Origin of the sequence: Nocardia sp. BMG111209 (assembly GCF_000381925.1) — a bacterium.
GTDB lineage: Bacteria > Actinomycetota > Actinomycetes > Mycobacteriales > Mycobacteriaceae > Nocardia.
The window spans coordinates 1,208,215-1,234,417 of sequence record NZ_KB907307.1 but is presented as its reverse complement, the minus strand read 5'-3'; the positions used below and the strand labels follow the sequence as shown (position 1 = coordinate 1,234,417).

18 protein-coding genes are annotated in these 26,203 nt (G+C 70.9%); 9 read left to right on the top strand and 9 right to left on the bottom strand.

Features of this window, described 5'->3' with window-relative positions; genetic code table 11:
* The first annotated feature begins 45 nt into the window (after positions 1-45).
* Positions 46-1,008 (top strand): aldo/keto reductase, encoded by a 963-nt coding sequence (locus G361_RS0105545; protein WP_019926067.1) that lies wholly within the window; start codon positions 46-48, stop codon positions 1,006-1,008.
* A gap of 9 nt (positions 1,009-1,017) precedes the next feature.
* Here the strand turns inward: G361_RS0105545 and G361_RS0105540 are convergent, their stop codons facing one another.
* A complete protein-coding gene (locus tag G361_RS0105540; protein ID WP_019926066.1) occupies positions 1,018-1,977 on the bottom strand; it encodes a helix-turn-helix domain-containing protein in 960 nt (319 codons plus the stop codon).
* Positions 1,978-2,144: 167 nt separating this feature from the next.
* Positions 2,145-3,236, bottom strand: a complete 1,092-nt coding sequence (locus tag G361_RS0105535; protein ID WP_019926065.1) for an enolase C-terminal domain-like protein — start codon at positions 3,234-3,236, stop codon at positions 2,145-2,147.
* A gap of 263 nt (positions 3,237-3,499) precedes the next feature.
* On the opposite strand from G361_RS0105535, the gene G361_RS0105530 reads away from it, so the two are divergent.
* Positions 3,500-5,296, top strand: coding sequence for a thiamine pyrophosphate-requiring protein (locus G361_RS0105530; RefSeq protein WP_026342729.1), 1,797 nt, complete (start codon positions 3,500-3,502; stop codon positions 5,294-5,296).
* A 71-nt stretch (positions 5,297-5,367) separates the two neighbouring features.
* On the opposite strand, the gene G361_RS0105525 is transcribed toward G361_RS0105530, so the two are convergent.
* Positions 5,368-5,673: a hypothetical protein gene (locus G361_RS0105525; RefSeq protein ID WP_019926063.1), complete on the bottom strand. Its 306-nt coding sequence runs from the start codon at positions 5,671-5,673 to the stop codon at positions 5,368-5,370.
* A 25-nt stretch (positions 5,674-5,698) separates the two neighbouring features.
* Positions 5,699-6,172: a Dps family protein gene (locus G361_RS0105520; RefSeq protein ID WP_019926062.1), complete on the bottom strand. Its 474-nt coding sequence runs from the start codon at positions 6,170-6,172 to the stop codon at positions 5,699-5,701.
* A gap of 209 nt (positions 6,173-6,381) precedes the next feature.
* Between G361_RS0105520 and G361_RS42415 the strand changes: the two genes are divergently transcribed.
* The 3 genes from G361_RS42415 to G361_RS42410 all read left to right on the top strand — a co-directional run bounded on the left by G361_RS42415 (position 6,382) and on the right by G361_RS42410 (position 11,666).
* Positions 6,382-7,557, top strand: a complete 1,176-nt coding sequence (locus G361_RS42415; protein ID WP_019926061.1) for a DoxX family membrane protein — start codon at positions 6,382-6,384, stop codon at positions 7,555-7,557.
* A 14-nt stretch (positions 7,558-7,571) separates the two neighbouring features.
* A complete protein-coding gene (locus G361_RS0105510) occupies positions 7,572-8,129 on the top strand; it encodes a DJ-1/PfpI/YhbO family deglycase/protease (RefSeq protein WP_019926060.1) in 558 nt (185 codons plus the stop codon).
* 132 nt (positions 8,130-8,261) lie between these two features.
* Positions 8,262-11,666: a serine/threonine-protein kinase gene (locus G361_RS42410; protein ID WP_155981314.1), complete on the top strand. Its 3,405-nt coding sequence runs from the start codon at positions 8,262-8,264 to the stop codon at positions 11,664-11,666.
* Between the two features lie 15 nt (positions 11,667-11,681).
* On the opposite strand, the gene G361_RS42405 is transcribed toward G361_RS42410, so the two are convergent.
* Positions 11,682-15,101, bottom strand: a complete 3,420-nt coding sequence (locus G361_RS42405) for a serine/threonine-protein kinase (protein ID WP_019926058.1) — start codon at positions 15,099-15,101, stop codon at positions 11,682-11,684.
* A gap of 78 nt (positions 15,102-15,179) precedes the next feature.
* On the opposite strand from G361_RS42405, the gene G361_RS0105495 reads away from it, so the two are divergent.
* The gene (locus tag G361_RS0105495) at positions 15,180-16,658 is read left to right on the top strand and encodes an SDR family oxidoreductase (protein WP_196814554.1); all 1,479 of its coding nucleotides are present in this window, start codon (positions 15,180-15,182) and stop codon (positions 16,656-16,658) included.
* Here G361_RS0105495 and G361_RS0105490 read toward each other — a convergent pair.
* A complete protein-coding gene (locus G361_RS0105490; RefSeq protein ID WP_019926056.1) occupies positions 16,645-17,661 on the bottom strand; it encodes a zinc-binding dehydrogenase in 1,017 nt (338 codons plus the stop codon). The two genes, G361_RS0105495 and G361_RS0105490, sit on opposite strands and share 14 nt — an antisense overlap.
* Positions 17,662-17,736: 75 nt before the next feature.
* Between G361_RS0105490 and G361_RS0105485 the strand changes: the two genes are divergently transcribed.
* Both G361_RS0105485 and G361_RS46665 read left to right on the top strand, forming a co-directional pair.
* Positions 17,737-18,633, top strand: coding sequence for a LacI family DNA-binding transcriptional regulator (locus G361_RS0105485; RefSeq protein WP_036494567.1), 897 nt, complete (start codon positions 17,737-17,739; stop codon positions 18,631-18,633).
* Positions 18,634-18,825: 192 nt separating this feature from the next.
* Complete coding sequence (locus G361_RS46665; protein WP_019926054.1) at positions 18,826-19,941, top strand: helix-turn-helix domain-containing protein; 1,116 nt, start codon at positions 18,826-18,828, stop codon at positions 19,939-19,941.
* Between the two features lie 9 nt (positions 19,942-19,950).
* On the opposite strand, the gene G361_RS0105475 is transcribed toward G361_RS46665, so the two are convergent.
* Both G361_RS0105475 and G361_RS0105470 read right to left on the bottom strand, forming a co-directional pair.
* Complete coding sequence (locus G361_RS0105475; RefSeq protein WP_019926053.1) at positions 19,951-21,543, bottom strand: GMC oxidoreductase; 1,593 nt, start codon at positions 21,541-21,543, stop codon at positions 19,951-19,953.
* A gap of 314 nt (positions 21,544-21,857) precedes the next feature.
* Entirely contained in the window at positions 21,858-23,594 is a 1,737-nt protein-coding gene (locus G361_RS0105470; protein ID WP_019926052.1) for a CocE/NonD family hydrolase, read from the bottom strand.
* Between the two features lie 152 nt (positions 23,595-23,746).
* Here G361_RS0105470 and G361_RS0105465 point away from each other — a divergent pair, with 152 nt between their 5' ends.
* A complete protein-coding gene (locus tag G361_RS0105465) occupies positions 23,747-25,372 on the top strand; it encodes a thiolase C-terminal domain-containing protein (protein ID WP_019926051.1) in 1,626 nt (541 codons plus the stop codon).
* Between the two features lie 3 nt (positions 25,373-25,375).
* On the opposite strand, the gene G361_RS0105460 is transcribed toward G361_RS0105465, so the two are convergent.
* Positions 25,376-26,197, bottom strand: coding sequence for a helix-turn-helix transcriptional regulator (locus tag G361_RS0105460; protein WP_019926050.1), 822 nt, complete (start codon positions 26,195-26,197; stop codon positions 25,376-25,378).
* Positions 26,198-26,203: the final 6 nt, after the last annotated feature.

The window sequence follows — 26,203 nt, the reverse complement described above, 5'->3', positions numbered from 1 at the left end:
GTACGGTAAAACCGAACTGTTTGGTTTGACCAGAGAGGCGCATTCGTGGAACACAGGACACTCGGCAACCAGGGGCTCGCGGGGGCGGCGATCGGCTACGGCGCGATGGGGATCTCCCTCGCCTACGGTCCCGGCGACGAGCAGCAGGGGATCGACACCATCCGCCGTGCCCACGAGCTGGGCGTCACCTTCTTCGACACCGCCGAGCTGTACGGCTGGGGCGAGAACGAGAAGATCGTCGGCCGTGCGGTGGCCGGATTCCGGGACGAGATCGTGCTCGCCACCAAATTCGGATTCACCCGCGAGTACGGCACCGACAGCCGCCCCGAGCACATCCGGGAGGTCCTCGACAACAGCCTGCGGTATCTCGGGGTCGACCATGTCGACGTGCTCTACCAGCACCGGGTGGATCCGCAGGTGCCGATCGAGGACGTCGCGGGCACGGTCGGGGAGCTGATCGCGCAGGGCAAGGTCAAATATCTGGGCCTCAGCGAGGCCGGGCCGCAGACCATCCGCCGCGCGCACGCCGTACATCCGGTGTCGGTGTTGCAGACCGAGTACTCGCTGTTCGAGCGGGATGTCGAGCAGCTGTTCCCGACGCTCACCGAACTCGGCATCGGATTCGTCCCGTATTCGCCGCTGGGCCGCGGATTCATCACCGGCGCCGCGAAACCCGCCGGCGAATACGACCCGACCGATATGCGCAATCACGATCCGCGCTGGCAGCCGGGCAATTTCGAGAAGAACACCGAGGCCGTACGGCGGCTCGGCGACCTCGCGGCCGGCAAGGGCTGCACGATCTCGCAGCTGGCGCTGGCGTGGCTGCTCACCCGCGGCGAGCACATCGTGCCGATTCCCGGCACCCGCAGCCCGGCCCGGGTCGAGGAGAACGTCGGGGCCGCCGAGGTGGCGCTGACGGCCGCGGATCTGGCCGCGATCGACGAGATCCTGCCGACCGGCGGCTACGGCGCCCGCTATGCCGAGCGCTCCCTGCCGAACTGGGTCTGAGGCGCGGACCTAGCCGGCGGTATCGGGCGGATCCGGCCGGTCGCCGAGGGTGGCGGCGGGTGAGCGGCCGTAGTGCCGCCGGTACAGCGCGGCGAACCGGCCGGGGTGGCCGAATCCCCAGTCGGTCGCGATCGCCGAGACGGTCGCGCCCTTGCCGTCGGTGAGTTGTTCGTGCGCGCCCTGTAGCCGCAAGCGGGCCAGATGGGCCATCGGCGTGGTGCCGAGATGGCGGCGGAACGCCAATTGCAGGGCGCGCACCGAGATGTAGGCGGCCGCGGCGATATCGCCGACCGCGATGTCGTCGTGCACCCGGCCCTCCATGTACGCCAGCGCCCGGCGCAGGGCGGCCGGATGCGCGTCGGCCCGGTCGGTGGCGGTCAGCTCCGCGGACGCGGTGTTCGGGAAGGTGTCCAGCACGGTGGCGGCGAGGAACTGCGTGGCGGTCGCCGCCACCAGCGGCGGCACCTGCCCGTTGTAGTCGCCGACGAGCTGCCGCAGGTGCGCGAGCGTCGCGGCCAGCCGCCGACCGGCCGCGACCGAGACGGGCCGGTGGCCGGTCAACTCCACCGGAATGCCCGCCTCGACCTCGGCGACGCGCGTGAGATCGGCCGGATCGAACATGGTGATGCGATAACGAGCGGTGTGGATCACCCCGGAATACGGCAGATCCGGCGGGGTCAGGACGGCGATCTCACCCGATCCGAAGTAATCGGTGCCGGCGTCGTGGTAGTTCTCCTCCACCCAGCCGGTTTCGACCTCGCACAGGCAGATCCGGCCCAGCGGCTCGGCGTCGTAACTCATGTCGAAGCCGAGGTCCAGCCGATCCAGGTTCACATCGCCCAGCCGCTCCCGGACGACCGTGCTGCGGACCGGGCCGGATGTGTCGTTGCCGATCCGCATGGTGGTGTAGTTCCGGTTGAGGAACTCCTCGGTCGCCGCCAGGCTGGTGCTGTCGAACTCGATGCTCATACCGCTTGCGCTCCTCGCTGCCCGGACCCTCCCGCCGGACGGACATCGCGAACATCGCTCTTCCACACTTTCGTCAGGATACCCAGCCATGCTCGCGGCACGCCTGCCCGCGGCCGAGATATCCGTGAACGCCCGGCACGGGTATCGGCGCCGCGACCGCGCCGGGCTCAGATCCGGAATTCCGCCGCACTGGCCGCGATGGTCATGCCGTGACCGCAGTCACCGTGCTCGCCCGCGCGCGGCAGCAGGCCGTCGACGACCTCGGGGACGCCGTCGACGAGCAGCGGCTCGAGCCGGGCGTGGTCGATGAACCATTCCACGTGCCGGAGATTGGGCACGGCCGCGGCCACCGGCGCGTGCAGCGCGGGCGCGCAGTGGGCGGAGACCTCGAGGCCGTGCGCGGCGGCCAGTGCGGCGCATTCCAGGAATCCGCTGTACCCGCCGCAGCGGGTGACGTCCAGTTGCAGGCAGTCCACCACGTCGAGCAGGGCCGCGGCGCCCATCGGATCGTAGATGTATTCGCCTGCGGCGACATCACATTCGACACCGTCGCGGACCACCGCCAGGCCTGCCGGGTCCTCGCTGCGCACCGGTTCCTCGAACCAGGTCACACCCAGTTCGTCCAGCGCGGTCCCGACCCGGCGGGCATATCCGGTGGGGTAGGCGCCGGCGGCGTCGACCATGAGTTCGGCCCGGCCGGTGACGAGGTCGGCGGCGCGCACCAGGCGGTCCAGGTCGCGGGCGGTGTCGCGGCCGATCTTGATCTTGACCGCGGTACAGCCGGCGGCCAGCCAGGAGGTGATCTGTTCGTCGAGATCCTCGTCGGGCAGATTGGTGAAGCCGCCGGAGCCGTAGACCGGCGCGGCGGCGCGCACGCCCCCCAGCAGCCGTGCCAGTGAGGTGTCCAGCAACCGCGCCTTCAGATCCCACAACGCGATGTCGACGGCGCTGAGCGCCTGCGCGACGACCCCGGTGGTGCCGAAATCGCGGCAGGCCCGGCGCATTTCGAGCCGGCACTGCGGAATGTCCCAGGGCGAGCGGCCGATCAGGATCGGCAGCAGTTCGTCCCGGATGATCGCGGCCGCCGCGGGGGTGCTGTAGGTCCAGCCCAGACCGCTGCGGCCACCGGCCTCGAGCCGCACGGTGACGGCGGTGGTCGAGGTCCAGGCCAGGGTGCCGTCGGATTCCGGTCCGGGTGTCGGAAACCGGTACACCGCAACGGAACCCGGATCCTCGAGCCGGACCTCCCGGGTGGTCAACGCGCACCGCCGGCCGGGCTCTGCGCGACAGGCCGCAACCGATTCGTGGCCTTCGGGCCACGCGGCGGCATCGGGTCCGGCAGATCGACGGCCCGAGTGGACGGTACGGAATCGGAACGTGTCATGACCTGACCCTTCGTACGAGGTGGAGCCGGGGAATGTGCGGCGACTACCCCGTCCGGACCGGCACACACAGCTGATTGGGTGCGCGGCCGCCGGGTATCCGCCCGCCGACACGAGCAACGGACCGGACGGGAGACCAGATGACACAGCAAGTGGGTGACTATGTCCTGCAGCGCCTGCGGGAGTGGGGTGTCCGGCAGGTGTTCGGCTACCCCGGTGACGGCATCAACGGTTTGATCGCGGCGTTCGGGCGGGCCGCCGGCGAGGGTCCGGCCTTCGTCCAGGCGCGGCACGAGGAGATGGCGGCGTTCGAGGCGACCGGCTACGCGAAGTTCAGCGGCGAGGTCGGGGTGTGCGCGGCGACGTCCGGTCCGGGCGCGATCCATCTGCTGAACGGGTTGTACGACGCCAAACTGGACCATGTGCCGGTGGTGGCGATCGTCGGCCAGACCGCGCGCAGCGCGATGGGCGGCAGTTATCAGCAGGAGGTCGATCTCCAGTCGCTGTTCAAGGATGTGGCCAGCGAATATCTCGTCGAGGTGAACGTCGCCAGCCAGCTGCCCAACGCGCTGGACCGCGCCTTCCGGATCGCCCGCGCACGCCGCGCGCCGACGGCGGTGATCGTCCCGTCGGATCTGCAGGAGGAGCCGTATCGGCCGCCGGAACACGCCTTCAAACAGGTGCCGTCGAGCCCGCCGCAGGTGATGCACCCGACGGTGGTGCCCGCCCGGTCCGAGATCGAGCGCGCCGCGGCGGTGCTCAACGCCGGATCCAGGGTGGCGATCCTGATCGGCCAGGGCGCGCGCGACGCCGCGGATCTCGTGGTGGAGGTCGCGGACCTCACCGGCGCGGGTGTGGCGAAGGCGTTGCTGGGCAAGGATGTGCTCGCCGACGATCTGCCGTTCGTGACCGGGTCGATCGGCCTGCTGGGCACCCGGCCCAGCTACGAGATGATGCGCGATTGCGACACGCTGCTGATGATCGGCTCGAGCTTCCCCTACACCCAGTTCCTGCCCGATCTGGATCAGGCGCGGGCCGTCCAGATCGATATCGACGGCGCCATGATCGGCATGCGCTACCCGACCGAGGTGACCCTGCTCGGTGACGCGAAAGCCACTCTGACGGAACTGATTCCGTTGCTGACCGCCAAGACGGACGGCTCCTGGCGCGAGACGATCGAGGCGAACGTCGCCCGCTGGTGGAAAACCGTCGAACGGCAGTCGATGCTCGACGCGAAACCGGTCAACCCGATGCGGGTGGTGTGGGAGCTGTCGCGCTGCATCCCCGAGAACGCCATCGTCACAGCGGATTCCGGCTCGTCCACCAACTGGTATGCCCGCTGCCTGCGCTTCCGCGGCCGGATGCGCGGCTCGCTGTCGGGCACGCTGGCCACGATGGGTCCCGGTGTGCCGTACGCGATCGGCGCGAAGTTCGCCCACCCGGACCGGCCCGCGGTCGCCCTGGTCGGCGACGGCGCCATGCAGATGAACGGCCTGGCCGAACTGATGACCATCGCGCGCTATCGCGACCGCTGGAGCGATCCGCGGCTGGTGATCTGCGTCTTCCACAACAACGATCTCAACCAGGTCACCTGGGAGCTGCGCGCGATGGGCGGCGCGCCGAAATTCGAAGAGTCCCAGTCTCTTCCGGACATCTCCTACGCGGACGTCGCGCGCGGCTTCGGCGTGCCGTCGATCGCCGTCGACCATCCCGATCAACTCGCCGACGCCTGGCAGCAGGCCTTCGCCGCCGACGGGCCGATGCTGCTGGATGTGCGCTGCGATCCGGAGGTGCCGCCGATCCCGCCGCACGCCACCTGGGATCAGCTGGAGTCGACCGCCCAGGCCGTGCTGCACGGCGACCCCGATGCCTGGCATCTGATGCTCCAGGGCGCGAAAACCAAGGCGCAGGAGTTCGTCACCGCGGTGCGGCGCTGAATTCTGCATCCGGTGGACGGTGTGCGTCACCGCAGGGTCGGCGACGCACACCGTATTCGCCGGGACGGCGGTCAGTGCCCCTGGCGGTCGAATTCGGTGGCCCGGATGCGGCGGCGTTCGATCAGCAGCCAGGCGACGCCGCCGACGAGGCAGACCGCGCAGACGATCCCGGCGATCACCGCCCAGCCGGCGAAGCCGTAGCCCGCCGCGGTCAGCGCCGCTCCCAGGGCCACCACGCCGAGGAAGCACAGGACGAATGCGGGGATGTTCCGGTTGTCCTCGAGGCCCTGGCCGGTGTGGGTCCGGGCAGGGTCGGTGCGCCGGGCCCGATAGGTGGCGGGGATCCGGGCGAAGGGTCGTGCGTCGGGTCTCGTCATGTCGACGTCCTTCCGGGTAGCCGTACTAGGCCGATTGGGCCTGCCACATCCAGTGCAGTTGCTCCAGACGGGCGATGATGCCGAGCAGGAGATCCTGGGTGACCGGGTCCGCCTTCTCGACGGCCTCGCTGCGCTTGCGCAACCGGCGGATCACCGCCGTGAGGTTCGCGACGATCGCGGTGGTGACCTCGTCGTCGCGCTGCCAGCCGACCGGGAAGCCCTCGGCGCCGGTGCGTTCGGCGACCGTGCGGGCGCGGCCGTCCGGGCTCACCCCGACGGCGGTCGCGCGCTCGGCGGCGGAATCGGTGAATTCCCTTACCGCGAAGACCAATTCGTCCAGCGCCAGATGGACCGAGCGGAACCGCGGGCCGATGACGTTCCAATGCGCCTGTTTACCGATCAACGCCAGATCGATGAGATCGATGACGGTGTCGCACAAGGCGTCACCGGCGATGCGCTGTTGTTCCCGGTCCAGCTCCGTGGTGATCGGATGAGCCATCTCGGCGGTCTCCTCTCTGATCGAGTTCGTACGCAGGGCGAGCTACCCGTATTCGGGGCGGCGAATCAGGTACGGGCCACCGGCCCGGCGGCGGCGATTGCAGGTCGACACCCGGGTGCGTAGGCGGCCGGAATCGGGGTAGCCGCGCTTCGAACAGCCCGTCCACGACGCCCTCGGACGCCATCGCGTACCACCGAAAGGATCCCGTCATGCTCCGGCGCATCGCACGCCCGTTGTTGGCCACCACCTTCGTCGCCGACGGCATCGCCGCCTTCACCGATCCGTCGTCCCGGACCGAGGCCGCCACCCGGCTGGTCCGGCGTGGTGAACACGTGCTGCCGCGCGGTGTCGCCGGCTATCTGCGGGAGAACCCCGCGCGGATCGTCGAGATCAACGCGGCGATCCGCGTCGGCGGGGGTGTCCTGCTCGCACTGGGCCGGTTCCCGCGATTGTCGGCGCTGGCGCTGGCCGCGACGGCCGTGCCGACGACGATGACCGAACACGATTTCTGGAACGAGAAGGATCCCGAGCGCCGCAGCGTCAAGCGGGCCGGATTCCTGACCGATGCCAGCCTGCTCGGCGGCCTGCTGATCGCCTCGACCGACCGCGAGGGCCGGCCGTCGCTGGCGTGGCGCGGCCGGCGGGCGTTGGCCCGGCGCCGGGGCGAGACCGGGCCGCTGCGCGCCCAGCTGGCCGAGACCGCGGAGACCGTCCGCGAGCGCGGGCCGGAACTCGGTGCGGCACTGCGGGATCGGGGCGAACACCTCGCCGACACCACCCACCACCTCGCCGATTCCACCCGCGAATTCGGGACGCGGGCCGGCTCGGCCGCGACGCGCCGAGGCACACATCTGCTCGACGTCGCCCGCGACCGCGGCGCCGAACTCGCCGACAGCGCCCGCGACCACCGTCCGGCCCTGCTCGACACGGCACGCGATCGGGGCGGAGACCTGCTCGACACGGCCCGGGATCGGGGCGGAGACCTGTTCGATTCCGCCCGGGAGCGCGGCGGGAACCTGTTCGACGACGCGCGGGACCGCGGCGAAGACCTCCTCGGCAACGCCCGTGGTCGCGGCGGGCACCTGTTCGGCACCGCCCGGGGTCGCGGCGAGGACCTCTTCGACACGGCCCGGGACCGCGGCGGCGATCTGTTCGGCACCGCCCGCGACCGGGGGGCCGGTCTGGTCGACACCGCGCGCGATCGGGGCGGGAATCTGTTCGATTCCGCCCGGGACCGCGGCGAGGACCTGTTCGACAACGCTCGCGACCGCGGCGGCGATCTCCTGGGCACCGCTCGTGATCGCAGCGCGGAACTCCGCGAGCTGGCCCGCGACCGCCGCGACCAGCTGTCCGATGCGGCCCACCGCCGCGCACAGTCCCGATGAGGAAGGAAACGTCCATGTCCGGAGAGCTGCAGAATGCCCGTGTCCTCATCGTCACGTCCAACACCGGCGTGGAGCACGACGAGCTGGTGGTACCGCGCGACCGGCTGCGGGAGCGCGGCGCGCTGGTGATCCACGCGGCGGAACAGGACGCGCCCGTGCGGACCTACCGCCACGATCTGGAGCCCGACGAGGAGATACAGCCCGACACCACCATCGACGCCGTGGACGCGAGCCGGATCGACATGCTGATCGTGCCCGGCGGTACCGTCAACGCCGATCGGCTGCGGGCCAACGACGCCGCGCAACGGCTGGTCCGGGCCACCACCGCCGCGTGGAAACCGGTCGCGGCCGTCTGCCACGGCCCCTGGCTGCTGGTCGACGCCGAGGTACTGCCCGGCAAGCGGCTGACGTCCTATCCGTCGCTGAGCACCGATATCCGCAACGCGCGCGGTGATTGGGTGGACCGGCCGGTGGTCCGCGACGACAGTGACGGCTGGACCCTGATCACCTCCCGCGAGCCGGCGGATCTGCCGGACTTCGTCGACGCCATCACCCGGGAGCTCACCGTCTGACGTCGCGCCGGTCCGGCAGCCACGGTGGCGGGAGGCGGATACCCGGCCGTATTTCCTTCGCTCGCGTGGTATGCGGTTCGTTCGCTGGCTAGACTTGCCGTGAAGGCTCGGCGTCCGTCTCGAAGGTGAATAATGGCCGCTCACACTGCCGTGCTGAATGCCTCCCCGGCAGACAATGAAATTGCCGCCGAGTTGCTGGAGTTCGGCTTCGGGGAGGCCGAGGTGATCGGGCGCGGTGGTTTCGGGACGGTGTACCGGTGCCGGGAGCAGGCCCTGGACCGGGTGGTGGCGGTCAAGGTGCTCACCGCCGATCTCGGTGCCGACGGCCGGGCCCGGTTCGTCCGGGAACAGCGCGCCTGTGGGCGGTTCGCCGCGCATCCGAACATCGTCCAGGTGCTGCGGGTCGACGTCACCGCGCACGGCCATCCGTTCCTGGTGATGCCCTTCCACGAGCGCGGCACGCTGGATCGCCACATCCGCGACCGGGGCGCGCTGCCGTGGCCGGAGGTGCTGTCGCTGGGCATCAAGCTCGCCGGCGCGCTGACCACGGCCCATACCGCCGGGGTGCTGCACCGCGACGTGAATCCGGCCAACATCCTGATCACCGACTACGGCGAACCGCAGCTCGCCGATTTCGGCCTGGCCCGCACGGCCGACGCCTTCCGGACCGCCGACGGGATCATCGCCGGGACCCCCGCCTACACCGCGCCGGAGGTGCTGCAGGGCCGCCCGCCCGCCGCGGCCGCCGATCTGTACGGCCTCGGCGCCACCCTGTTCACGGCCCTGACCGGCCACGCCGCCTTCGCCCGCCGCGACGGCGAGACCATCGTCGCGCAGTTCGTCCGGATCGGCGCCGAGGGCGTACCGGATCTGCGCGCGACGGGTGTACCGGCGCAGCTGTGCTCGGCGATCGAGGCCGCGATGGAACATCGGCCGGAGGATCGGCCCGGCTCGGCCCGGGAATTCGGGACCGTCCTGCGCGATATCCAATTCGCCGCCGGACTGCCGGTCGACGCCCTGGTCCCGACCGCGGACCCACCGGCCTCGGCGCGCCGGTCGGCCGCCCGGCCCGGCCCGGTGGCGACGCCGAACACCCGGTTGCGGCCGCCGACCTCCTCCCATCGCCTCGTCGCCCGCCCGCGGCTGATCCGAGCGCTGCGCGCGGGGGGCCAGCGGCGGCTGGTCCTCATCCACGCGCCAGCCGGCTACGGCAAGAGCACCCTGGCCGCGCAGTGGGCCGCCGAACTGGCCGCCGACGACATCCCGGTCGCCTGGCTGAGCCTGGTACCCGACGACAACAACCTGGTCCGGTGCCTGACCCGCCTCACCGACGCGGTCCGCCGGGTGCAGCCGAATCTGGCCGGCGAACTGGCCCAGATGCTCGAGGAGGGGGCCGGCGAGGCGGTGCATCAGGTCGTCACGACGCTGATCAACGAGATCCACACGGGCGGGCGGACCGTGGCGATCGTCCTGGACGACTGGCACCGCATCCGCAACCCGCAGGTGTGCGAGGCGATCCGGTTCCTGCTGGACAACGGCTGCCACCATCTGCGGATCATCGTGACCAGCCGGACCACGGCCGGACTTCCGTTGGGGCATATGCGCGTCCGCGACGAACTGGTCGAGATCGACGAGACCGCACTGCGTTTCGACGATCCCGAGGCCGACCGGCTGCTGCGCGACGTGGGTGGCCTGCCGCTGGACCGTCCGGAGGTGGAACACGTCCGGCGCACCACCGAGGGCTGGGCCGCCGCACTGCAACTGGTCTGCCTGTCGCTGCCGGGTAAGCAGGATCCGGCCGCGCACCTGGGCCGGCTCTCGGGGCTGCACGGCGCCATCGGCGAATATCTGATGGACGATGTGGTCGGCGAACTCGAACCGGATCTGCTCGAATTCCTGATGCGCACGGCGGTGACCGAGACGGTCTGCGCGGATCTCGCGACCGTGCTGACCGAACGATCCGGGACCCAGGACCTGCTCGAGGAGGTCCGCTCCCGGAATCTGTTCCTGCGCGGTATGGATGACGACCTGCGCTGGTTCCGGTACCACAGCCTGTTCGCCGGCTTCCTGCGCAACCGGCTGGCCCGGCAGCATCCCGGCCTGCCGGAGCGGCTGCACGGACTGGCCTCGGACTGGTTCGCCGCGCACGACATGCTCACGGAGGCAGTCGATCACGCGCTGGCGGCGGATCGGCCCGACCGCGCGCTGCGCCTGGTCCTGGACAGCGCCGACGCGCTGCTCGCCGAATCCCGGATGTCCACCTTCCTGGCGCTGGTGGACAAACTGCCCCCGGCGCTCGCCGAGTCCGACGCGGAACTGCAACTGGCGGTCGCGTGGGCCAATATGCCGCTGTTCCACCACGATGTGATGCGCCGGACGCGGTGCCGGATCGATACCCTGCTCGCCGCCCGGCCGCCGGATGCGCACAGTACCGATCTCGCGGTGGAGGCCGAACTCATCCGGTCGGTGCACGCGTTGCAGTGCGACCGGTTCGACGATCTGTCCGTGGTGGCGCGGTGGCGGGTGCAGGGCCCGGTGCGGCCGTTCCTGGCCGATGTCGGTGCGGCGTGCGCGGCCTCACTGGCCTTCTACCGCTTCGATTTCGACGAGGTCCGCCGCTGGCATCAGCGGACCACGGCCCGCCGGGTCCGCAGCGGGACGTTCAACGTGGTGCTCAGCGATGTGACCGCGGCCATGGCCGCGTTCGAACAGCTCGATATCGAGGGGGCCGAGTCGGTGCTGCGCGGCGCGCTGGCGAAGGCGCTGGAGGCCGGCCTGCGGCCACACGCGGCCCGCTTCATCACCGCCGCCCAGCTTGCCGAATTGCTCTATTACACCGGGCAATTCGCCGAGGCCGGGGAACTCGTCCCGACCGGCGACGAACTGGACACCGCGATCGCCGAGGTACTGATCACCGCCTACGGCACCGCGGTCCGGCTGGCCGCCGTCCGCGGTGACCTGGCCGCCGCGGAACAGGCCATCGCCGACGGACGCGCTGTCGCACAGCGGCTTTCGCTGCCCCGGATGACGGCCCGGATGCTCAACGAGCGGATCCGGCTCGGCCTGCCGATCGGCGGCGACGAGCGCCGCCGGCTGGAACGACTCGGCCCCTACCTCCGCCAGCCCGACCACTTGCGTGCGGCCGCAGCGGAATTCGATCAGGATTCGATCATCCGGCTGTCGCTGGCGGAACAGTCCCCGGGTGCGATCCGGCGGGCGCTGGAGCGGTCGGAGACGATGTTCGAACAGTTGCGCCGCCAGCGCCGGCCCCGGGCGCAGTTGCAGGCGCAGCTGTTGTACGCCTGCTGCCTGGCCGCCGCCGGCCGGACCCGGGCGGCCGCCGATCTCGCGCTGCCGGCCCTGTCCACCTGTGCGGATCTCGGGCTGATCCGGTTCGCGATCGACGCCGGCTGCCCGGTCATCGCCGCCGTCGTGGAAACCCTGTACGGCGCACCGGAATCGCCGGGGACACCGCCGCGGCGGTTCCTGCAGCGGATGCTGGAACAGTTCCGCGCCACCCACCCGATGGCGCACTGACCGCTGCCCGAGCGCTCAGGAATGCAAGTGCGGCAAGCAGTTCGGGCCCACCGCGGCACTGATCTCGGTCATCCCCGGGCCCGCGTCCTGGGCCAGGCGGGGCACGCCGCGTTCGACGCACATCGTCAGCGCGGGCCGCGCGATCGCGCAGGCGGCGTCGTACTCGCCGGCGGCCCACCGGCAGCAGGCGTACAGCAGGGCCGAATCGACCCGGGCGCGTGGGCGATTCAGGGTCCGGATCTCCCGGTACATGACCTCCGCCCGTTCGCAGGCGGCGGCGATCGCGGCCGGGGTCCCGTCGGTCAGCAGCATCCGGATCGCCGACTCCTGCGCGAGTTCGGCCAGTGCGGCCCGAATCCTGATGTGCTGCTTGCGATACAGCGGAAGGTTCAGCAGCCGGGTGCGGACGTCGTCCGGGATCGGCAGGCCGATGCGCAACCGCTCGTTGATCATCCGCGCGGCCAGCCGGGGCAGTGACCGCTCCTGCGCCATCTGTTCCCCCATGCCCAGCAGTCGTTCCGCGCCGTCGCGGTCGCCGCGGATCATCGCGATCCGGGCGCCGGTGCCGAATCCGGCGAGCGCGACCTCGGCGCTGCGCGGTTCACAGTGCCGGCCCAGCGCCGTGTCCAGCCGTTGCTCGGCCTCCGCCAGCCGATCCTGCCGATATCGCAGATCGCCCAGGAAGGCGCCGGCCAGCTCCGTGACCCGGACCACCACCTCCGATTCCGGGGCCACCGACGCGGTCGCGGTGGTGAAATGCTCCTCCGCCACCCACGGATGCACCTGCTCCACCTCGGCCAGTCCGGCGATGCAGTGGCTGTGCATCACGGCCAGCGAGGGCAGGTCGCGGCCGTAGTGCAGCGCCCGCTCGTGCCAGTGCCGCACCCCGTCGAAGTCGAACCGGTTCAGCGCGTCGACCGCGGCGAGATCGGCGGCGTTCACCGCGATGAGCGTGTTGTCCAGCGCGGTGATGTGCTCGGGAATCAGCGCCGAGAGATTCTCCAGCCGGTCCCCGATGTACTCCTCCATCCCGGTCACCAGCGCGGCCTCCACCCGGTACGCGGTGGCCTGCGGTTCGGGCACACCGGAGGCCACGATCGCGGATTCGACCTTCCGGGCCGCGGTGTACACCCGCACGCCGCGTTCCAGCCCGACGTTCGCCCACGCCGCGCACAGCTGCAACCGCGGCCGGACATCGGTGAGGGAGGCGGGCAGTTTGGCGAGCAGACCCAGGATGGTCGCCATCCGGGTCGTCTCGATCAGCCGCACGGACTGCGATTCGACCAGATCCACCGCGCCCTCCGGATCGCCCGCGGCCAGCGCGTGATCGACCGCCTCGATCAGCCGATCGTGATCGGCGAACCAGGCCGAGGCGCGCGCGTGCAGCACCTGCGCCCGGTCCGGATCCCAATAGCCGAGCCGGCGTTGCAGATGATCGGCGAACAGCCGGTGGTAGCGGAACCATTCGCCGCTCGCGTTCTCCTCCACCCGGTGCAGGAACAGGTTCCGGTCGGCGATCTGGTCCAGCAGGACCCGGGCGTCGGCGCGGCCGGACAGCGCGGCGGCCAGGCTCGCGCAGATCCGGTTGGTGATCGTGGTCGCCATCAGGAAGTCCAGCAGCGGCGGATCCAGCGAGTCCAGCACGTTCTCGGTGAGATAGTCGCCGATGGCGTGGTGGCGGCCGCTGAGATTGTCGATGAAGCCGGCGGGATCGTCGCGACCGGACAGCGACAGCTGCGCCAGCCGCAGCCCGGCGGGCCAGCCTTCGGTCGACTCCCGGATCCGGGTCACATCCGCACCGCTCAACGGCAGATTGCTGACCCCGACCAGGAAGGTGCCGGATTCCTCGGGATCGAAACGCAGTGCGGCGGTGTCGATTTCGACCAGTTCGTCCTCGACCAGCAGTTTGCTCAGCGGCAGGCCCGCGCGCGTGCGGCCGGCCACCACCAGTTGCAGGTGGTGGCAGCCGTGCTCGAGCAGGTAGTCGACCGCGGCGAAGGTCTTGCGGCCGTTCACCTGATGCCAGTCGTCGATGACGAGCACGATCCGCTGACCGCTGTCGTGGATCTCGTCGATCAGCGCCGTCAGCACCGAGCGGGTGGCGTTGGAGGATCGCGCCTCCAGCAGGTCACCGAGTTCGCCGGCCAGTTCGGGGCGCACCCGGCGGATCGCCTCGATCAGATGGCTGAGGAACCAGACCACGTTGTCGTCGTCGGAATCGACGGTCAGCCAGGCCACCGGCACGCCGGTTGCCCGCAGTTCGCGGGCCCACTGCACCACCAATGTGGTCTTGCCGAATCCGGCCGGCCCGTCGACCAGGATCAGCCGCCGCTCACCGGCGGCGCGGATGACCTCCAGCAGGCGGGTGCGCTCGACCAGCGAGCGGGCCGAGGCCGGCGGGCGGAATTTGGTGGCCGCGATGGGCGGCGGTGGCGGGGTCACCGGCGCGACCGCGTGGGCGGGCAGGACCGTCGGCGTGGCATCGGCCCCGTCGACCGGCATCGCCATCGTGTCGATCGCCTGCCCGGTGTCGCGCTGCACCTCGCGCAGCAGTTCGCCGAATTCGACCGCCGAACCCGGCCGGTCCTCGGGATCGGGGGACAGGGCGGCGACGATCGCGTCGCGGGCCTCCTCCGGGACGCCGTAGGTGTGCAGGTCGGCGCCGAGGTCGCCCGTGTCACCACCGGGCCGGGACATCGGGGAGTGGCCGGTGGTCAGGTAGTACAGCGTGGCGCCGAGGCCGTACACGTCCGCGACCGCGTTCTGCACCGCGCCGCGCAGTACCTCCGGCGCGGTGTAGGCGGGAGTGCCCTGGACCAGCGAGGCCGTGCCGAGCGTCTCGTCCCCGAAGCGGGCGATGCCGAAATCCGACAGCTGCGGTTCCCCGTAGTCGGTGAGCAGGATGTTGCCCGGTTTGACGTCGCCGTGCACGATGCCGACCGCGTGCGCCGCGGCCAGCGCCCCGGCCATCCGCACCCCGATCGAGACCGCGTCGGGCCAGCGCAGCGGACCGCTCGCGCGCACCACCCGATCCAGCGATCCGCGGGTGAAATAGGGCATCACGATGAACGGCCGGCCGGTGGCCGTGAGGTCGATCCGGAGCACCTGGACGATGTGCGGATGGCCGGACAACCGGCCCAGCGCACGCTGTTCCCGGACGAATCGTCCCCGCTCGTCGCCGTGCACCTCGGATTGCAGCAGTTTGACCGCCACCATGCGCTCGAGCTCGGGTTCCCGGCAGCGGTACACGACGCCGAATCCACCGTGGCCGACCTCCTCCGGGCCGTCGAAACCACCGGCCACCAGTTCCCCGCGGACCCCGGTGGACACGTCCCGCTGTGTAGCGGCGATGTCGATGTCGGCCATCAATTTCTCATAGTGTGCGAGCGGATCATCGGCGATCCGGACCTGCGACACCACGATAGTCCCGATCATTGCTGAACGGTAGCTACGCTGCCCGCGGCCCGGCGGGGGCGGTTAGGGTGGGCGGACCACGAAGCCGTGCGGCAGGAGGTGGTTCGGGTGCGGTGCGTCGTATTCGGGGCGACCGGCTACATCGGGGGACGACTGGTACCGGAGTTGCTGGCGGCGGGCCACGAGGTGCGCGTGGTCGCCCGCACGCCGGGCAAACTCGCCGACGCGCCGTGGCGCGATCGGGTCGAGATCGTGCGCGGGGACGTGACCTCGGCGGAGGATCTGCGCGCCGCGGTGGACGGGCAGGAGGTCGCCTATTACCTCGTGCACTCGCTGCACCGATCCGATTTCGTCGCCGTGGACCGGCTCGCGGCCGAATCGCTGGCCGCCGAGGCCGCGGCGGCCGGCGTGCGGCGGCTGGTCTATCTGGGCGGCATCGTGCCGGTGGGGCAGCGCATGTCCCGGCATCTGGCCTCCCGGGCCGAGGTCGGCCGGATCCTCGCGTCGGGGCCGGTGCCGGCGGTGGTGTTCCAGGCGGCGGTGATCATCGGTTCCGGTTCGGCCAGTTTCGAGATCCTGCGCTATCTCACCGAGCGGCTGCCGGTGATGGTCACCCCGCGCTGGGTGCGCAACGCGATCCAGCCCATCGCGGTGCGCGACGTGCTGTACTACCTGACCCGGGCCGCGGACGTGCCCGGCGATTTCGCGGGGTTCTTCGACATCGGCGGCCCGGACGTGCTGACCTACGCCGGGATGATGCGCGGGTACGCGGAGGTGGCCGGGCTGCCGCGCCGCGGCATCGTGCCGGTACCCGTGCTGACGCCGTGGCTGTCGGCCCAATGGGTCAACCTGGTGACGCCGGTCCCGCGGTCGATCGCCGTGCCGCTGATCGAATCGCTGATCAACGATGCCGTGTGCCGGGAACACGATATCGCGCAACACATTCCGGATCCGCCCGGCGGGCTCACCGGCTACCGTCGCGCGGTCGCGCTGGCGCTGCGGCGAATTCGCGATCTGGATGTGCCGACCCGGTGGTCGGACGCGAATGTGCCGGGCGCGCCGTCGGATTCGCTGCCCACCGATCCGGACTGGTCCGGCGGCTCGCTGTACCGCGATGTGCGCAGCCGCCACACCACCGCCGATCCGGCCACCCTGTGGTCGGTGGTGGAGGCGATCGGCGGCGAGCACGGCTGGTACTCGTTCCCGCTGGCCTGGTCGCTGCGCGGCTGGATCGACCGCTTCGTCGGCGGGGTGGGGTTGCGGCGCGGCCGCCGCGACCCGCGCCGGCTGCACGAGGGTGAGGCGCTGGACTGGTGGCGGGTCGAACATCTCGAGCGCCCCCGCGTGCTGCGGCTGCGCGCGGAGATGCGGGTGCCCGGCCGGGCCTGGCTCGAACTCGCGGTGGCGCCGGACGGCGCCGGTGCGGTCTACCACCAGCGGGCCCTGTTCGAACCGCACGGCCTGGCCGGGCATCTGTACTGGAAGGCGATCGTCCCGTTCCACGCGATCGTCTTCGGCGGCATGGCCCGCAACATCACCGGCGCCGCCGAGCAACAGCGCGCGCTCAGTCGAACGTGATGACGACCTTGTCGGTGGCGCCCGGGGTCGCCGCGAGGGCGATACCGCGCTCGACCTCGGCGAAGGGGACGACATCGCTGACGATGTGCTGATACTTGTCCCAGTCCGCGATGATCGAATCGGTCACCTCGAAGATCTCCGTCGGGTAGCCCATCGACATCCGGATGTCGACCTCGGTGGTCAGGATCTCCTGGAAGTCGATCGGCACCGGCTTCTTGTGCACGGCAATGACGGTCAGCACGCCGCGGTGCCGCATCGCGCGCAGCGCGGTCTCGATCACCGCCGGGACGCCCGCGGCGTCGATGTAGACGTCGGTGGCCGGGCGGTTCGGCCGGCCCATGAATCCGGGTACCTCGCCGTGCAGTTGCTTCAGCCGCTCGATCACGTCCTCCTCGGCGGAGTTGATCACCGCGTCGGCGCCGACCTTCAGGGCCTTCTCGAGCCGGTTCGGCACCACGTCGACCACCACGACATGGTCGGCGCCCTTGGACTTCAGGCCGATGGCGGTGCCGAGGCCGACCGGGCCGGCGCCGAACACCACGGCCTTGGTCCCCACGCCGGCGCCGGACCGGTTGACGCCGTGATAGGCGACGGCCATCGGCTCGTTCAGCGCGACGACGTGCCAGGGGATCTCCTTCGGCACGACGCGGAACTGGACGCCGGCGCGCGCCTCGCGCAGCACCAGCACATCCGACAGCCCGCCCTGCGCGCCGCCGTTGCCGATCATGCCGTCGACCGCGGCCATCGGGTTGATCACCACGTGGTCGCCGACCTGCACGCCCTCGACCGCGGCACCGACCGACACCACCTCACCGGCGGGCTCGTGGCCGAGCCGGGTGTCGCCCTGACGCGGCGGGATGCCGCCGACGTGGATGTAGAGCGTGTCCGATCCGCAGATCCCGCACGCCTTCATCCGCACCACGACGTCCGCGGGGCCCACCTCGGGCTGCTCGACCTCGTGGATCTCGGTCCGGTCCGGTGCGGTCACGACCACCGTCTTCATCGACGCCTCCTGGGTTACTAAATCGATTTAGTTGGTAGGCTAGCATCGGCTGCCGGCGAAAATCGAGGGGTGTTCATGGCCACACGCGTCACATTGCGCGATGTCGCGGCGCGTGCCGGGGTGTCACCGGCGACCGTGAGTTTCGTGCTGAACGCGGCCCCCGGTCAGAGCATCTCCGCGACCACCCGGGATCGGGTGCGGCAGGCCGCCGCCGAACTCGGCTACGTACCGCATTCGCTGGCTCGCGCACTGCGCGAGGGCAATTCGCGGCTGGTGGTGGTGGAGGCGGGCGGGTTCCTCTGGGCGCGGCTGCTGGAGGATTTCATCCGCGGACTCGGCGAGGAACTGGCGAGTCACGGGCACACCCTGCTGGTCTCGTTCACCGGACCCGGCGAGGCCGGCCGCCGGGCGGCGATCGAATCCCTGAACCCCCGGGCCGTGATCGACCTGCCCGCCCTGTACGAACGCCCGGACCGCGCCACCGCCGACGGCGGCTGGATCGACGGGATGGCCGCGCACTACGCCACCCAGATCGGCTACCTGCACGGCCGCGGCCACCGCCGCATCGCGGTCGCGGCCGGACCGCCCGAGGATCGGCAACTGGCCCTGATGACCGAGCATATCCGTTCCGCCGCAACGGCTCTCGACATGGAAGTGGTCACCGTCCTGGCGCTCGGCCCGGACCACGAGCCGCCGGGTGCGGACCTGCCCCCGGAGGTGACCGCGGTCGCGGCGCTGACCGACGAGCTCGCGCTGGCGGTGCTGGCGGGCCTGGCCGACCGCGGCGTCCCGGCTCCGGCCGTCATCGGCCTCGGCGATTCGGTGGCCGGTGCGCTGCGGCGGCCCGCCCTGACCACCGTCCGCATCGACACCCACACCTACGGCCGGCGGGCCGGCCGCGACGTCCTGGGCCTGCCGATGGGGCAGACCCAACCGGCGGTCACCGAGATCGTCGTCCGCGCCACGGCCTGAACGCGAATTCGTCGGCGCGGCAGCGACATCTGCTTCTCTGCGCCGATCCACCGGGAACCCTTGACAGTGCCGGTGCACCTGCGCGACCGTGAGATTGTGCACTCGCCCAGGATCGGCTCCCGTCGCTGATCCCGGCGTCCGACACCGGCCGCGGAACCCGGCCGGCCCGAGTCGCGAACCGGCCGAGTCAGTATGGATAACACCCCACCCGGCAACGAACCCCGCCGCGTACCGGCCCGCCGGCGAGCCGGGTCGCCGCCACCGGATGCCCGCGGCGAGGCCCGGCAGTTGTACCGGCGATTCGTCGCGTCGATCGGAAACGACACCACCACCGGCGAATTGGCCGATCTCGTATACGCCGCGGCCAAGCGGTGGGCCGACGCGGGCCTGACCCATCTGGACGCGCACCACGCGCTGCAGGACGCTCTACACGAAGTGATCGAGCGGCTCGCCGCCGAGCCGACCGCGGCTCTGTCGCACCAACTCCGGGTGATCGTCGCCACCGCCGACGATCTGCCGCGCGAGGTGCTGCGGGCCTACTATCCTTGGCTGCGAACATATTTCGCGGCGCCACCGGAGACGAGCCGGTCGCTGGCCGCCTCGGTGCTCGGCCTCGGCACCCCGGCCGAGCTCACCGCCGGCCCGGCGGGGGAGGTGCGGGCCGTCGCCACCTACGAGGTCGTCGCCGTACAACTCGACTCCGCAGCACCCGCCACACTGACGCCGATGCGGCGGCTGCTGCGCGAGGTGCAGGCCCGCCGGGACGCCGTCCTGTCGGTCGTCGCCGAATCCGCCGGTACCGTCCTGATTCCGGCCGCGCCCCACGAACCGGAACGCGAACTCGACGGCCTGCTGGCGGCGGCGGCGACCGCCGCGGACCTCACCTTCACCGCGACAGCGGTCCGGGCGGGCATCCCCGAACTACCCGCGGCCCGGCAGCACGCGCACGAACTGCTCGATCTCGTCGAACAACTCGGCCTCGGTTCCGGCCTGTACCGCTTCGCCGATCTGGCCTTCGAACATCAACTCGCGCACGGCGGATTCGCCCGCGACCGGCTCGCCGCGATCCTCGATCCGCTCGAGGCGGAACCCGAACTGCTCGTCGCGCTCGACCGGCACATCCGGGCCGGCGGTATCGGCACCCGGACCGCGCAGTTGCTGGGACTGCATCCGGCGACCATCACCCGGCGGATGCGGCGCATCCGGGAGCTGACCGGGTTCGAACCCAACGACGTGTTCGGGCTCTGGCGGCTGCACGCCGCGCTGGTGGCCCGCACGACCCGGCCGATCGAGCCCGATCCCGGCTGAGGACCCGCCTCAGATGAGGCTGCCGACATCGGTGCGCACCAGTTCGTCCAGTGCGCGCTCGGCGACCGCGGCGATGGTCATCGACGGGTTGCAGGCCCCGCAGTTGCCGGGGATCAGCGCGCCGTCGAGGACGTAGAGGCCGCGCTGCCCGTGCACCCGGCCCACCTGATCGCATACCGGGCCCATATTCGCCCCGCCCAGCGGATGCCAGGTCGACGGCATCACGGTATTGGTGTCGAACAGCAGTCCGGCCGGTCCGGCCACCTGTCGCACCAGCGGCCCGATCCAGCCCTCCTGGGCCACGGCATCGCCTTCGTGCGTCCACTGCAATGTCGCATCGTCGGCGGCGGCGTCGTAGACGAAGCGGCCGCGGGCGTCGCTCACGCCGTAGCCGACCAGCATCGTGGTGTGCGCGTCCATACCCATCGGCGGGATCGACGCCTGGATGACGGTGGCCGCTCGGGCCGGGTCGTCCCAGTTCAGGCTGCCGTACACGACCGGACCGCCCTGTACCGCACCGAGATCGGCGTCCAGGCAGGTCCAGGTGTAGATGCGGTCGGCGTTGGTGCCCCAGCCGGCGCCGAGACCGTCGGGCAGATCCGGGATCCGGCCCTTGGCGCCGGCCCGCATCAGCAACCGGGTGGTGTTGAGGCTGCCGGCCGCGAGGATCAGCGCCGGGGTGGTGAGGATCTTGTTCTCCACCACCGTGCCCGCGGTATCGATGCGTTCCACGTGCACGGTCCAGCGGCCGTCCGGGGCCCGCTCGATATCGGTCACGTGGTGCAGCGGCGCCACCTCGGCCAGACCGGTGGCCTCGGCCGCCGCCAGATAGGTCACGTCGACGGAATGTTTGCCGCCGTTGTTGACTCCCAGCGCACCGTCGCCGTTGGTGTACGACGGCGCCATCCGGCCGTGGATCTCGTCCAGCGCATAGTTCCAGTCGATCGGCATCGGAATTTTCGACAGCGGCAGCCCGGCCCGGCGGACATGATCGGCGAACACCCGCACGGCGGTGTAGTTGGGGGTTTCGATCAGTTCGTCGGGGGCGACCTCGATTCCCAGCATTCGGGCCACCCGCGGATAGTGCACGCGGTTCATCGTGTCCCAGTCCAATTCCGCCGGGAGCTGGGATTCGAACACCTCCTTCGCGGGTTGCAGGGTCATACCCTGATAGATCAGCGACCCGCCGCCGACACCGGCCGCGCACAATGCCGTCATATTGTCGCCGAGTACGGTCTCCAGCAATCCCGGATACGGGTCGAATCCCACCGACCGGCCGAACAGTTCGGGGGCCGATTTGTACCAGAGCATGCGTTTGTCGGGCGAGGACGCGTGCGGGAAGGTCTGCGAGTCCGGGCCGGTCGGCCAGCGGCGCCCGCGTTCCAGGACCAGGACCGGAACCCCGGCCCGGGCCAGGCGCAGCGCGGCGACGCCACCGCCGAAACCGGAGCCGATCACGATCACCCGGTGATCCTCCCGGACCACCCGTATCCGCCCGATACGGGCGGCGACACCGCCGGCCGCGGCGCGTCCGGCGCCGGTCGCGGTGATTCCCGCGGCCAGCGCTCCGCCCAGGAAGGAACGACGAGGAATTGCGGACATGAAAAGCCTCCGTACCACATTCGAGCGAATGTCTCCATACGGCGGAATTCCGCCGCATCGCATGACACCGTCCGGTGGGTGGAGCACTCGAACGACAGGTCGGGCAATTCGAAATTAAACAGTCCCGGAAATTGTGTCAAGCATGCGGAAGCGCTATCACCGTTCTATCACGACGGGATGTGATCGGAAGCGCAGCGGTGGTGAACGCTTTTGTCGGACATCCCAATCCGGAGAAATTCGCTCGATCCGGCCCGGCCGCAGCCGATATCGTCGTCCGGGAGCCGGACGGTGGTGGAGACCGTCCGGTTCCGGGCTCAGTCCGGCCGGACGGGCAGATCGATGCGCGAGGCATCCGGTCCGGTATGCGAGATCTCTTGGTGCGCCACCACTGTGGTCGTCGCGTCGAAGGCGGGCTCGCCGGTGCCCGGATTGCGCGCGTAGCGCGGATGCGCGCCGGAGCTGATCTGCACGCCGATCCGATGCCCGGCGGCGAACCGGTGGAACGCCTGCCACAGCGGCACGTCCACCACCCGGAACCCGTCGGCGTCCGGCGCGGGCTCGGTCGCGGTGGTGGCGACCGAGCCGATCCGGCGGATGCCGTCGCAGACGGTCATCGCGCGGCCGTCGGGATGGACGTCGGTCAGCCGGACGAACACGTCGTAGCTCGGCGCACTCGATCGGATCCGGATGCGGGCGACCGGTTCCCCGGCGATGCCGACCGCGGCGGTCAGCGGTGCGGAGCGGAAGACCACGACGTCCGGGCGCCGTTCGTGCGCGGCGTTGTCGACCGGGTCGGTGTCGGGCAGCAGGCTCGGGCCGCCCAGCGCGGGAGTGGGCCGCTGCGGGTCGTAGGTGTAGGTGGTGGCGCCCTCGGGGCCGGGCGTGGCCGCGAGCCCGCCGCCGGTGTGCAGCGACCAGCCCTGCGCGGCCGCGTCCGCCGGCGGCCACACCTCGAGATCGTGCCATTGCCGCGCGCCGGTCTCGTACGCGCGGACCGGCGTGGCGCGCGCGGAATCCACGCCCGCGAAGACCTCCTTCAGGAAGGCGATCGAATCGGTGTGCGCCGGAACGGCTTTCCCGCGCGAGAGATGACCCCACGGCCCGATGGTCAGCCGCGGTGGATTACCCGCCTCGACCAGCTGCCGGTAGGTGCGCAACTGCCAGGGCTGGAAGATGTCGTACCAGCCGGCGACCATCAGCACCGGGGCGGTCACCTCGGGCACCGACGCGGTGTGCGACTGCCGGGTCCAGTAGTCGTCGGTGAGCCGCTCGTGCCGCACCCAGTCCTGATACCAGTGGATCGGATGGCCGGTCGCGGCCGAGTCGCCCCGGCTCAGCGGCAGCGCGCCGAAGGCGCGCCGCAGTTTCGGATCGGGCAGCAGGATGCCCGCCAGCGCGATACCGCCGCGCGACATCCGATCCATCATGCGGCTCCAGCCGAGCGCGTTGCGCAGCGAGAACGCGCCGTTGTCCCAGGTGATCGCGCCGAAATCGGGCATCGTGATCTGCAGGACCAGCGCCTCCGGCGCGTTGTCCGGATCGTCGCGCGACATCGCGCCGGCCACCGCCCACTGGGTGTAGCCCATATAGCTCTCGCCGAAGGTCGCGAGCCGGCCGGTGAACCACGGCTGCGCGCGCACCCAATGATGCGTCGCGATACCGTCGCGCTGATCGTCGATCTGCGGGGTGAACACGCCCTGCGAACCCCAGGTGCCCCGGCAGCTCTGGAAGAACACCGGGAAACCCTCGTAGGCGAGCACGCGGGCGGCCCCGCCCAGCGCCCCGCGGCGGCCGTAGGGGCCGCGGATCACGATCGTCGGCAGGCTCCCGTCCGCGCCGACGGGCCGGTACAGGTCGCCGAGCAACTCCACGCCGTCGGCCATCGGCACGCGCAGATCCCGGTCGATCTCGACCTGGTACGGGCCGGGTTCGATATTGCGCATACGGGCGTCGAGCACCCGGGTCAGCCGCTGCCGCAGCGTGGTCATGACGTCTCCTTGCCGGGTCCGCGCCGCCACGATGCGATGCGTGCCCTCGAACGATGCACGCATAATACAGGAATCCTGATAATGCCCGGACGGTCCTCGAATTGCCCTGCATCGCAATCGGATCGGCAGCGGCGGCCGACGGCGGACTTGACTGCGGACGGTCGCGCGGCGAAAGTAAACGAGACAGTTTCGTCTCACAACGTGAGGTGCCGAAGATGCCACCGCTGCCCGAACTGACGCCCGCGACCGAATGGTTCTGGCGCGCCGGAGCCGACGGGAAACTCCGGATCCAGGGCTGCACGGACTGCGGGAAGCTCGTCCATCCGCCGGCGCCGATCTGCCCGCGCTGCCGCAGCCGCTCGCACGCCCCGGCCGTGGTGTCGGGCCTGGCGACGGTGGCCGGATACACGATCAACGCACAGCAGTGGTCGCCGGATCTGCCGCCGCCGTACGTGATCGCGACGGTCGCGCTCGCCGAGGATCCCGATGTCCGGCTCACCACCAACATCGTCGGCTGCGAGCCGGCGGAGGTGCGGATCGGGCAGCAGGTCGCCGTCCGGTTCGACCCGCACGAGGACGTGTGGCTGCCGGTGTTCGCCCCCACCGGCGCGCCGGACGACGATATCGACGTCGGCGACCCGATCCGGTACACCCCGCGCAAACCGGTGAGCGACAAGCGATTCGAACACGATTCGGTGTTGTCGGGGATCGGACGCTCGCGGCTGGGCCGCCGGTTGCTGGTGGATCCGCTGGAATTGACCGTGGACGCCTGCCTCGAGGCGGTCGCCGACGCCGGGCTGCGCCTCGACGACATCGACGGATTGTCCACGTATCCGGGCGGTTTCGCCGGTGCGGGGATGAGCGAGGGCGGGGTCACCGCGCTCGAGGAGGCGCTGCGCATCCATCCCACCTGGCACAACGGCGGCGGTGATCTGCCCGGGCCCGGCGGCGCGCTGGTCGCGGCGATGCTGGCCGTCTCGGCCGGACTGTGCCGGCACGTCCTGTGTTTCCGGACGGTGTGGGAATCGACGTACCGCACCCTGCGGCTCGGCGGATCCGGTGGCCGCGCCGCCGGCTCGATGATGGCCTGGCGCTTGCCGTTCGGGGCGATGTCGGCCGCGAACTGGATCGGGATGAACGCCACCCGATATCTGCACCGCTACGGCGCCACGCGAGAGATGCTGGGCGCCATCGCGATCAACGGCCGCGCCAACGCCGCGCGCAATCCGGCGGCGATCTATCGTGATCCGCTCACCATGGACGACTACCTGTCCGCGCGGATGGTCTCCTCCCCGTTCGGCCTCTACGACTGCGACGTGCCGTGCGACGGGTCGATCGCGGTGATCGTCTCGGCCGCCGACGCCGCCGCGGATCTGCCGAAGCCCGCGGTGCGGGTGGTGGCCGCGGGCACCCAGATCCTCGAGCGCACCTCCTGGGATCAGGGCGTGCTGACCCACGAACCGCAGGTGCTGGGCCAGTCCGAACATCTGTGGAGCCGCACCGAATTGCGGCCCGACGATGTCGACCTGGCCCTGCTGTACGACGGCTTCAGCTTCAACGCCGTCTCCTGGCTGGAGGGCCTGGGTTTCTGCGGGTTCGGCGAGACGCAGGACTGGCTGGACGGGGGCCGCAGCATCGCCCCGGACGGCCGGCTGCCGCTGAATCCGCACGGCGGCCAGCTCTCCGAGGGCCGTACCCACGGCTTCGGCTTCCTGTACGAGGCGGTCGCGCAGCTGCGGCACGAGGCGGGGGACCGGCAGGTGCCGGACGTGCGGACCGCGGTGGTCTCCACCGGCGGTGGCACCCCGTCGGGCGTGTTCCTGATGCAGCGCGACGCCTGACGCCTACCGGCGTTCCCGGCGGAACGCGGACGGCGTTCGGCCGCAATACTTCTCGAAGGCGCGGGTGAACGCCGCGGCACTGTCGAAGCCGACGGCGGTGGCGATGCTCATGACGGTGTCGGTGGTCTGCACCAGCAGGGTGGTCGCGTGCAGCAGGCGGCTCTGCCGCAGATACTGCTGCCAGGTCATCCCGGTCGCCGCGTGGAACCGGCGGCGCAGTGTGCGCTCCGAGACGGCGACGGCCCGGCACACCTGCGGCAGCGTCGCCGACGCCAGATGCGCGTCGGTCCAGCGCATGATCTCCGCGCTCAACGGATCCCGGCCGACCGGCAGCCGGAACGGCTGCTCGTCGCCGAGCCATTCCAGCGCCAGATGCGCCATCGCCTCGAAGTAGACCTCACCGCCGGCCTCGGTGGCGGGCCGGTCGAGGGGCCAGCGGGTGGCGTGGATCATCATCTCCCGCAACAGCGGTGGCGCGTGCAGCACCCGGGCGCGCGCGGCGTTGTCGCGCACCAGAACCGGATCGAAGAACACCGACACCGTGCGCACCTCGTGCAGGATCGACCGATGGGCCAGGCCCGCCGGGATCCACACCGCCTGCCGCGACGGCGAACGATACCGGGCCACCGGCGTCTCGACCTCGATCACGCCCTCGACGGCGTACTCCAGCTGATGCAGATCGTGCCGGTGCCACGCGGCGTCGGCGATCGTGCCCGCGAACGTGTACGACCCGGCGCGGACCGCGGACCCGCCGCGCAGGCCGACGATCCTCGATTCGGCCGCCGCGAGCAAGGATTCGGCCGATGCGGCAGAGCCGGTCACCACCGCCCG

Coding starts and splice junctions, on each gene's coding strand:
- G361_RS0105540 (WP_019926066.1), bottom strand. CDS start 1,977: ATGAGCATCGAGTTCGACAGCACCAGCCTGGCGGCGACCGAGGAGTTC.
- G361_RS0105530 (WP_026342729.1), top strand. CDS start 3,500: ATGACACAGCAAGTGGGTGACTATGTCCTGCAGCGCCTGCGGGAGTGG.
- G361_RS0105525 (WP_019926063.1), bottom strand. CDS start 5,673: ATGACGAGACCCGACGCACGACCCTTCGCCCGGATCCCCGCCACCTAT.
- G361_RS0105520 (WP_019926062.1), bottom strand. CDS start 6,172: ATGGCTCATCCGATCACCACGGAGCTGGACCGGGAACAACAGCGCATC.
- G361_RS42415 (WP_019926061.1), top strand. CDS start 6,382: ATGCTCCGGCGCATCGCACGCCCGTTGTTGGCCACCACCTTCGTCGCC.
- G361_RS0105510 (WP_019926060.1), top strand. CDS start 7,572: ATGTCCGGAGAGCTGCAGAATGCCCGTGTCCTCATCGTCACGTCCAAC.
- G361_RS42410 (WP_155981314.1), top strand. CDS start 8,262: ATGGCCGCTCACACTGCCGTGCTGAATGCCTCCCCGGCAGACAATGAA.
- G361_RS42405 (WP_019926058.1), bottom strand. CDS start 15,101: ATGATCGGGACTATCGTGGTGTCGCAGGTCCGGATCGCCGATGATCCG.
- G361_RS0105490 (WP_019926056.1), bottom strand. CDS start 17,661: ATGAAGACGGTGGTCGTGACCGCACCGGACCGGACCGAGATCCACGAG.
- G361_RS0105485 (WP_036494567.1), top strand. CDS start 17,737: ATGGCCACACGCGTCACATTGCGCGATGTCGCGGCGCGTGCCGGGGTG.
- G361_RS46665 (WP_019926054.1), top strand. CDS start 18,826: ATGGATAACACCCCACCCGGCAACGAACCCCGCCGCGTACCGGCCCGC.
- G361_RS0105475 (WP_019926053.1), bottom strand. CDS start 21,543: ATGTCCGCAATTCCTCGTCGTTCCTTCCTGGGCGGAGCGCTGGCCGCG.
- G361_RS0105470 (WP_019926052.1), bottom strand. CDS start 23,594: ATGCGTGCATCGTTCGAGGGCACGCATCGCATCGTGGCGGCGCGGACC.
- G361_RS0105465 (WP_019926051.1), top strand. CDS start 23,747: ATGCCACCGCTGCCCGAACTGACGCCCGCGACCGAATGGTTCTGGCGC.